Annotated in this window: 12 protein-coding genes; all 12 read right to left on the reverse strand. The window is 64.6% G+C overall.

Features of this window, described 5'->3' with window-relative positions; genetic code table 11:
- Window positions 1-46: 46 nt before the first annotated feature.
- Window positions 47-484: a hypothetical protein gene (locus tag AB0J58_RS43880; protein WP_357795803.1), complete on the reverse strand. Its 438-nt coding sequence runs from the start codon at window positions 482-484 to the stop codon at window positions 47-49.
- A gap of 894 nt (window positions 485-1378) precedes the next feature.
- Window positions 1379-1600, reverse strand: a complete 222-nt coding sequence (locus tag AB0J58_RS43885; protein ID WP_357795800.1) for a hypothetical protein — start codon at window positions 1598-1600, stop codon at window positions 1379-1381.
- A 41-nt stretch (window positions 1601-1641) separates the two neighbouring features.
- Window positions 1642-2235: a hypothetical protein gene (locus AB0J58_RS43890; RefSeq protein WP_357795797.1), complete on the reverse strand. Its 594-nt coding sequence runs from the start codon at window positions 2233-2235 to the stop codon at window positions 1642-1644.
- Between the two features lie 18 nt (window positions 2236-2253).
- On the reverse strand, window positions 2254-2433 hold the full coding sequence (locus tag AB0J58_RS43895) for a hypothetical protein (RefSeq protein ID WP_357795794.1): 180 nt from the start codon (window positions 2431-2433) through the stop codon (window positions 2254-2256).
- On the reverse strand, window positions 2430-2588 hold the full coding sequence (locus AB0J58_RS43900; RefSeq protein WP_357795792.1) for a hypothetical protein: 159 nt from the start codon (window positions 2586-2588) through the stop codon (window positions 2430-2432). The genes AB0J58_RS43895 and AB0J58_RS43900 overlap by 4 nt, the downstream gene beginning before the upstream one ends.
- On the reverse strand, window positions 2581-2988 hold the full coding sequence (locus tag AB0J58_RS43905) for a hypothetical protein (RefSeq protein WP_357795789.1): 408 nt from the start codon (window positions 2986-2988) through the stop codon (window positions 2581-2583). Before AB0J58_RS43905 ends, AB0J58_RS43900 begins: the two co-directional genes overlap by 8 nt.
- Window positions 2981-3211, reverse strand: a complete 231-nt coding sequence (locus tag AB0J58_RS43910; protein ID WP_364227531.1) for a hypothetical protein — start codon at window positions 3209-3211, stop codon at window positions 2981-2983. Before AB0J58_RS43910 ends, AB0J58_RS43905 begins: the two co-directional genes overlap by 8 nt.
- Window positions 3204-3539, reverse strand: coding sequence for a hypothetical protein (locus AB0J58_RS43915; RefSeq protein WP_364227534.1), 336 nt, complete (start codon window positions 3537-3539; stop codon window positions 3204-3206). The genes AB0J58_RS43910 and AB0J58_RS43915 overlap by 8 nt, the downstream gene beginning before the upstream one ends.
- A gap of 98 nt (window positions 3540-3637) precedes the next feature.
- A complete protein-coding gene (locus AB0J58_RS43920) occupies window positions 3638-4330 on the reverse strand; it encodes a hypothetical protein (RefSeq protein WP_357795784.1) in 693 nt (230 codons plus the stop codon).
- A gap of 10 nt (window positions 4331-4340) precedes the next feature.
- Entirely contained in the window at window positions 4341-4544 is a 204-nt protein-coding gene (locus tag AB0J58_RS43925; RefSeq protein WP_357795781.1) for a hypothetical protein, read from the reverse strand.
- Window positions 4545-4643: 99 nt separating this feature from the next.
- Complete coding sequence (locus AB0J58_RS43930) at window positions 4644-5222, reverse strand: methyltransferase domain-containing protein (RefSeq protein ID WP_357795779.1); 579 nt, start codon at window positions 5220-5222, stop codon at window positions 4644-4646.
- 2 nt (window positions 5223-5224) lie between these two features.
- The coding region (locus AB0J58_RS43935; protein WP_364227539.1) for a hypothetical protein at window positions 5225-5494 on the reverse strand (270 nt) is incomplete at its 5' end.

Below are 5494 nucleotides of genomic sequence, written 5' to 3' on the forward strand. Positions count from 1 at the left end.
ACCCAGCGTGTATTCCGGGACGCCAAGCGGAAGGGTGACGAGACGATCAGCGGGAGAGACGAGCGCGCCACTCATCGATCTCCGCGACCGCCGCCTCCTCGTCGGCGTCGATCTCCGGAGCCCGCTCCAGCTCTATCTTCAGCCGACGCCGGTCTCCCTCGGTCGCAGCGAGCGAACCGAACCCTGAAAGGATCGCGGTCAGCATGTGCGCCGTCGGCCGCTCTTCGAACTTCTCGATCGCGCGAGCGATGATGCGCGCCGACGTCCAGTCCGAGTCGGCGTAGTACACCGACTGACCCGACGTACGCAGCGACTCATACCAATCCCGCGCCAACCCTCCCACCGAATCAGGACACTCCGGGCCGCGAACAACGCCATCCGCCACAGCAAGCGGAGCCTTGTCGATCTCGACCTTGTTGCGGCGACGCCGCTGATCACTACGGTTGGGCACGGGCCCACCAGAACGAGCCATCTGCTCTCCCATGTCGGGATGGCAACACCCCATGTCGGGGTCGTTGCAACGACGAAGCGGCCATCCCTAGACCGGCCACCATGTCGGTGATCCAGAAGCGAGACAGCCGCCAATTACTTCAAAAAATGCTCTGACCTGCCGGAACACTGAAAGCGCTGCACAAACTAGCGCCACTCTCAGCCGTCATCACGAGCTCACAACTCGTCACGACCCGTACGGAATCCGAGGCGGAATCACCTACCGCGCTCGCTTTGGAAATGGTCCTCGGGAGCCCCCCCCACCCCCTATGTCAGAGGGGTGAGGGAAGGGCTGGTTTGCTCTCTTCTACGCGGTGAGGAGTCCCGTACTGGAGAGCGTGAGAAGGAATGCGCCGGCTGCAAGAAGAGCGAGTGGCCATGCTCTCTGTATTGCTGACCAGATGGTTGAGGCGAGGAACGCGATGAGTGCGAGCAGTATGAGGATGTCCATGAGGTCTCCGTTCCTGCGATGATTACACCTAGTAGTGCGTGACCTGCATCGGAACAGCCACTCATGTGACGTTCTGTTACTTTAGAAGGCCAGGATGACGCTCTGCTGGTCTCTTCCGGGGGATCCTCTTGGCTGCTGCTGCCTGCCCTGCCTGCTGCCCTGTGCGGGTCCTGTGGTGACTTCTGCACAGGGCTCTGAGGTTCTCCAGGCGGTGATCAGTAGGGTCGCCTATGTGGTCTACCTCGATGTTCTCCACAGAGCCGCATATGCGGCCATGCTGGACCCATCTGCAGGACTGGTCTCGGGCCTTCACCGCGGCGACTCTGGCCGGCCAATCCACAGGGCGGGGTGCTGAGCGCCACATGGTGGCTGTCTCGACCCGGTCTCTGGGGTTGGCCTGGATGCGGCGTGCCATGGAAGGTCACCCCCAGGAGGTCGTCAGAGATTCCGTCGATCACCTGTCGCGAAGCCGTTGACCTCTATATGCCAGCGAGCGCACATGCGGCGGGCCTTGGAGTCTCCGACGTGCTCAGAGAGAAGCTTCTGGCAGCGGGTCCAGTCTCCGTCGGTTCCCCATGCGATCTTGATGTAGCCGGGTTGGCCAGGCTGGGTCCAGTACTTTTTCAGCCGGAGATCGTCTGTGGGGTTGGTGTCCGCCATGGATGCCTCCGTCCTTAGCCTGTCAGCGATCGGCCGGCGGGTTAGGAGTGGCGTGAGTGCAGGTCGTCGAGGTGGCGTTTCGCGAGCCGTGACATGTTTTTCGCGTCTTGGGCGTTCTTGGCTTTGAGCCACTTGTTGCCCGCCCACACGGTTTGGCCGATCTTGATGTTGTCGGGGTCGCGGGCGATGGTGTGCTTGCCGAACGGGTTGTTGTTTTCCCGCTCCAGGGCTTCTTTGCGGAGGGGGGTGGCGTACCGGTTTTCGTTGGTTTCGTTTCGGCGGCGGGTGGCCTGCCGGGTGGATCCGTTGTTTCGGGTGGTGCTGGTAGCCAGGGACGCAGCGGAGGGGCCGCCGCTGTTTCGGGTGGAGCCGTTATTGCGTCCGGACCTGGCGCGGATGGCGTCGTCCATGCGCTGGCTGGTGGTTCTGGAATCGGTGGGCGAAGAGTCTCCGCTGGACCCCTTCGGATCTGAGGTCTTGGCGAGTTTGGTGCCGGGCTTGACTGGGCGGCCGTGGTTCTTTTCTTTCTTCGCGGCCGGGGTGAGGGGTTTCCAGCCGTGCTTCCACTGCTGGCCTGGGTAGGGGTGCGGCACGGGGTTAGCCCTCGCTTTCATGGTGGTGGTGGTGGGCGCCATGTGCGAGGCGTCCTGGGGTTACTCGGGGGCGGCGATGGCGATGGCGGAGACGCCGGACAGGAGGGTGAAGTTCACGCCGGGGAAGGCTTTGCGGAGGTTGGCCATCACGGTGTGGGCGTCCGCAGGGGTGGGGTCTTCGGAGAGAGTCACGAGGACCTTGTCGCCGGGGCGGAGAACGACCAGAGCGGGGGTCGTCATCCTGCGGCTCCCTTGATGCTGGCCTGAAGCATCTGACCGAGCAGGAACAGGGCTTGCCCCTCGGTGAAGCCCGCGTTCAGGTAGGCGAGGAACAGCTCGTGGAGTTGGGCGGCACCTTCAGCGAGAAGAGTGATCGGGTCCTCGGGATCAGGCATCGGTGGGCGCCTCGCTCACGCCGTTCATGAAGGAGAACGGGGCGTCGATGAATTCGACGCGTTCAGCCATGATCGTGACCTGCACCGTAGCCACACTGCCGCGCTCCATGCGCGTCACGAGCGGCTCGTCAGCGGGCAGCGCGTAAGGGAAGGGCTCGCCGTTGATCTCGAACCTGAAGGAAGAGCCCACCCGCTCAACACGGATCAGCTTCGCGATCTCAGACGTGTAGGGCTTGGACGCCGAACAGTCGTGTGGTGGGCCAATAAGGTTGGCGGCGAACGGAACGGAAGTGCCATCGTCGCGAGTGGTCGAGTAGCACCGCACCTTGACTGGTTCGCCGCATCGGGAGCAGGGCGGGGTTGCGATGGTGCCGCCTTCAGGAGCGGGGGTCTCAGACATGGGCGGTCCTTGAGAGGTGGCGGGTGTCGGTGACGCCGAGGACGTCGTACGCGCGGTGCATCGCATCCCACATGGCGCGATCTTCCGGCTTGGTCTCCGGTGGGCGCGGGTTGCCTGCGTAGCTGAACGCCAGAGCGCGAGCGCACTGGATCAGCGCGGCGCGTTCCCGCTCCCACTGAGCCAAAGCCGCAGCCGGGGGCGGAGCGGGAGCCAGATCAGGCATTGCCGCTCGCCAGAGACTTGAGGCGTGCCCAGATTGGGTTCTTTCGGCGTTCGTTCTTGAACGCCCACCCTGACCCGATATTCATCGCTCCGCACGGGCAACGGCGCGTCCCGCCTAGCGCGGACTGGGCGAAGCAGCGATGCCAGCGAGGCGGAACCGGCGCGTCGTACCAGGTCAACCCGTCTCGGTGCATGTCTGCGTAGAGGCGCGCGTTGAGTTCGCGACCTTTCTTCCACGCGTCCACGAAGCCCTGGGCGAGTGCCACTTGCGCGTCATCCAGCTCCACGACTCCAGACGGGATCCTTCTAGAGGCTGTCGGGTCGGTCATGTTCTCTCCTCATGGGTGGGCGAGAGCCCCGGCGCATGAGGACGCCAGGGCTCTCTACCTCCAGGAGCGACCTGGAGGGTTCTTTGGTGGTGGGCGCTTCAGATGGAAGCGAGAACGCCGGGGTTGTGTTCGGCGACGATGGGACGCACCTGCTCGGGGTTGCCCTCAGCGGCGACGTAGCGGGCAGCGAGAGCGGCGTTCGCCTGGTAGGCAGGTGAGGACATGTCGATGTCGCTTGGATGCCACAGGTGGGCGATCGTGCCCTCGTGCTTGACGCTGGGGCCGAGGATCGCGTCCGCTGCGATGCGGAGGCTGGAGTCCTCGAAGCCCCAAGATGAGAAGCGTTCGTCCATTCCACCGGCCCGCCACCACGCAGCAGGTTGGGCCACCAGCACTCCGCCGGTAGACCAGTCAGTTTCGAGTTCGGTCACGCACAGGTGGGCGGGAGTTCCAGCGAGGTAGGCGTCTGTGCCCTGCGGGGAGAGTCCACGGAAGTGTGTGTAGGGCAGGTGGAGCAGCCCGTCGTGGGCGCTCTCGATCGCCGCGTACAGCGGTTCGGCCTCCGGGAGGGTGTCGGCGTCGCACAAGACCACCACATCAGCGCCGACGTCCTGAGCCAGCCGTACGCCGTGATTACGTGACCCTGCCCGGGAGAACGGCGTGTGGCCTGAGTCGGCGTCGATGTGCCAAGCATCCGGCAGCAGCTCCCGTAGGTGGGCGCGCACCGTTTCGTGGTGGCGCTCCCGATCCGGCTGACCGCCACGCCAAGGGATCACGACAGCGACGCGCACATGACCTCCCTCAGGCCTTGCGGTGAACTGCGGCAAGTTCGTCATTGCGCAACTTGGCTACGGGATCCCGCAGATCACGAAGAAGTACGAGGATGTGATCCTCAGTCCTCTTCCAGTGCTTCCGGTAGGCATCGAGCAGGGCGATCAGCTCGGCCTCAGTCGCATTCTGATCTGCGCCCTCGTCTGGACGTGGGGTGGGCGTCGTTTCACTCATTGGGTTCCTCTCCCGGATTGTTGAACGCCCCGAGTCCGGGAGGATGCTCGGGGCGTTCGAACCCACGGTGATCAAGCCGTGGGCGGTTTGGGCTGGGGATCAGGTCTTGCGGAACACGGCCCATGGGCGCTCCGGTTCGATGCGCTTCAAGCCGCGCTTCTCCGCTTCGGCTCGCTGCACGTCGGGGTGCCAGGTGGTGACATCGATCCAGATCTGCGCTTCCTCAGGGTTGTCCGAGGTCGGCCAGTCCACAATGAGCAGCCCACCCTTGCGGACCGCTTTGACGAGGCCGTCCAGGATGGCCAGGACTGATGGGCGCGGGTGGTGGATCAGCACCGCCAAGCAGACCACAGCATCAACCTTGTGGCCGACCTTCTCGTACAGGTCCGACCCGTCCGAGTGGACCTGCGGCAGGTCCGGGTCGTTCTCCGCGAGGTGGGCGAGCATCTTCGGGGAGGCATCCGCGCCAGTCACGTCGTAGCCGAGGCGCTTCAACGGGATCGCCACCCGACCATCACCACAGCCGAAGTCAACGACGCGCGAGCCCGGTTTGAGGACCTCGGCGAGCTGCTGGGCGGCTTGCTCGCCAGATTCCCAGTACGCCTCCTCGGAGACGCCGCGCGACGGGTGGATGTGCTTCGGTCCTGCCTCATCCCAGGCGGCGATCACCTCGTGCATGTTCACCGCTTCCGCCCAACCCTGATCACGATCACGCCCTGCTGGTCCGGCATGTAGCCGTGCGGGTCCAGCACCACCGACCCGGGCGCGAACCTGCATGTGGCGTGGATCGAATGCTTCGTGCCGATCACGTACACGCGCGGCTCGTCGGGTCGGTCGAACTCGCCGTCCACGAAGATGTCCTTGTGGATCACTTTGTGGCCGCGCTCCCCGAGTTGGTGGGCGAGCAGCAGAGCGGGTGACCCGGCGGTGAGGGCGCTTTCCGGCTTGTA

Origin of the sequence: Streptosporangium sp. NPDC049644, from assembly GCF_040675205.1 — a bacterium.
GTDB lineage: Bacteria > Actinomycetota > Actinomycetes > Streptosporangiales > Streptosporangiaceae > Streptosporangium > Streptosporangium fukuiense.

Bases quoted from the DNA above. Each gene is read 5' to 3' on its own strand.
- AB0J58_RS43880 (WP_357795803.1), bottom strand. From the start codon at position 484: ATGGGAGAGCAGATGGCTCGTTCTGGTGGGCCCGTGCCCAACCGTAGT.
- AB0J58_RS43885 (WP_357795800.1), bottom strand. From the start codon at position 1,600: ATGGCGGACACCAACCCCACAGACGATCTCCGGCTGAAAAAGTACTGG.
- AB0J58_RS43890 (WP_357795797.1), bottom strand. From the start codon at position 2,235: ATGGCGCCCACCACCACCACCATGAAAGCGAGGGCTAACCCCGTGCCG.
- AB0J58_RS43895 (WP_357795794.1), bottom strand. From the start codon at position 2,433: ATGACGACCCCCGCTCTGGTCGTTCTCCGCCCCGGCGACAAGGTCCTC.
- AB0J58_RS43900 (WP_357795792.1), bottom strand. From the start codon at position 2,588: ATGCCTGATCCCGAGGACCCGATCACTCTTCTCGCTGAAGGTGCCGCC.
- AB0J58_RS43905 (WP_357795789.1), bottom strand. From the start codon at position 2,988: ATGTCTGAGACCCCCGCTCCTGAAGGCGGCACCATCGCAACCCCGCCC.
- AB0J58_RS43910 (WP_364227531.1), bottom strand. From the start codon at position 3,211: ATGCCTGATCTGGCTCCCGCTCCGCCCCCGGCTGCGGCTTTGGCTCAG.
- AB0J58_RS43915 (WP_364227534.1), bottom strand. From the start codon at position 3,539: ATGACCGACCCGACAGCCTCTAGAAGGATCCCGTCTGGAGTCGTGGAG.
- AB0J58_RS43925 (WP_357795781.1), bottom strand. From the start codon at position 4,544: ATGAGTGAAACGACGCCCACCCCACGTCCAGACGAGGGCGCAGATCAG.
- AB0J58_RS43930 (WP_357795779.1), bottom strand. From the start codon at position 5,222: ATGCACGAGGTGATCGCCGCCTGGGATGAGGCAGGACCGAAGCACATC.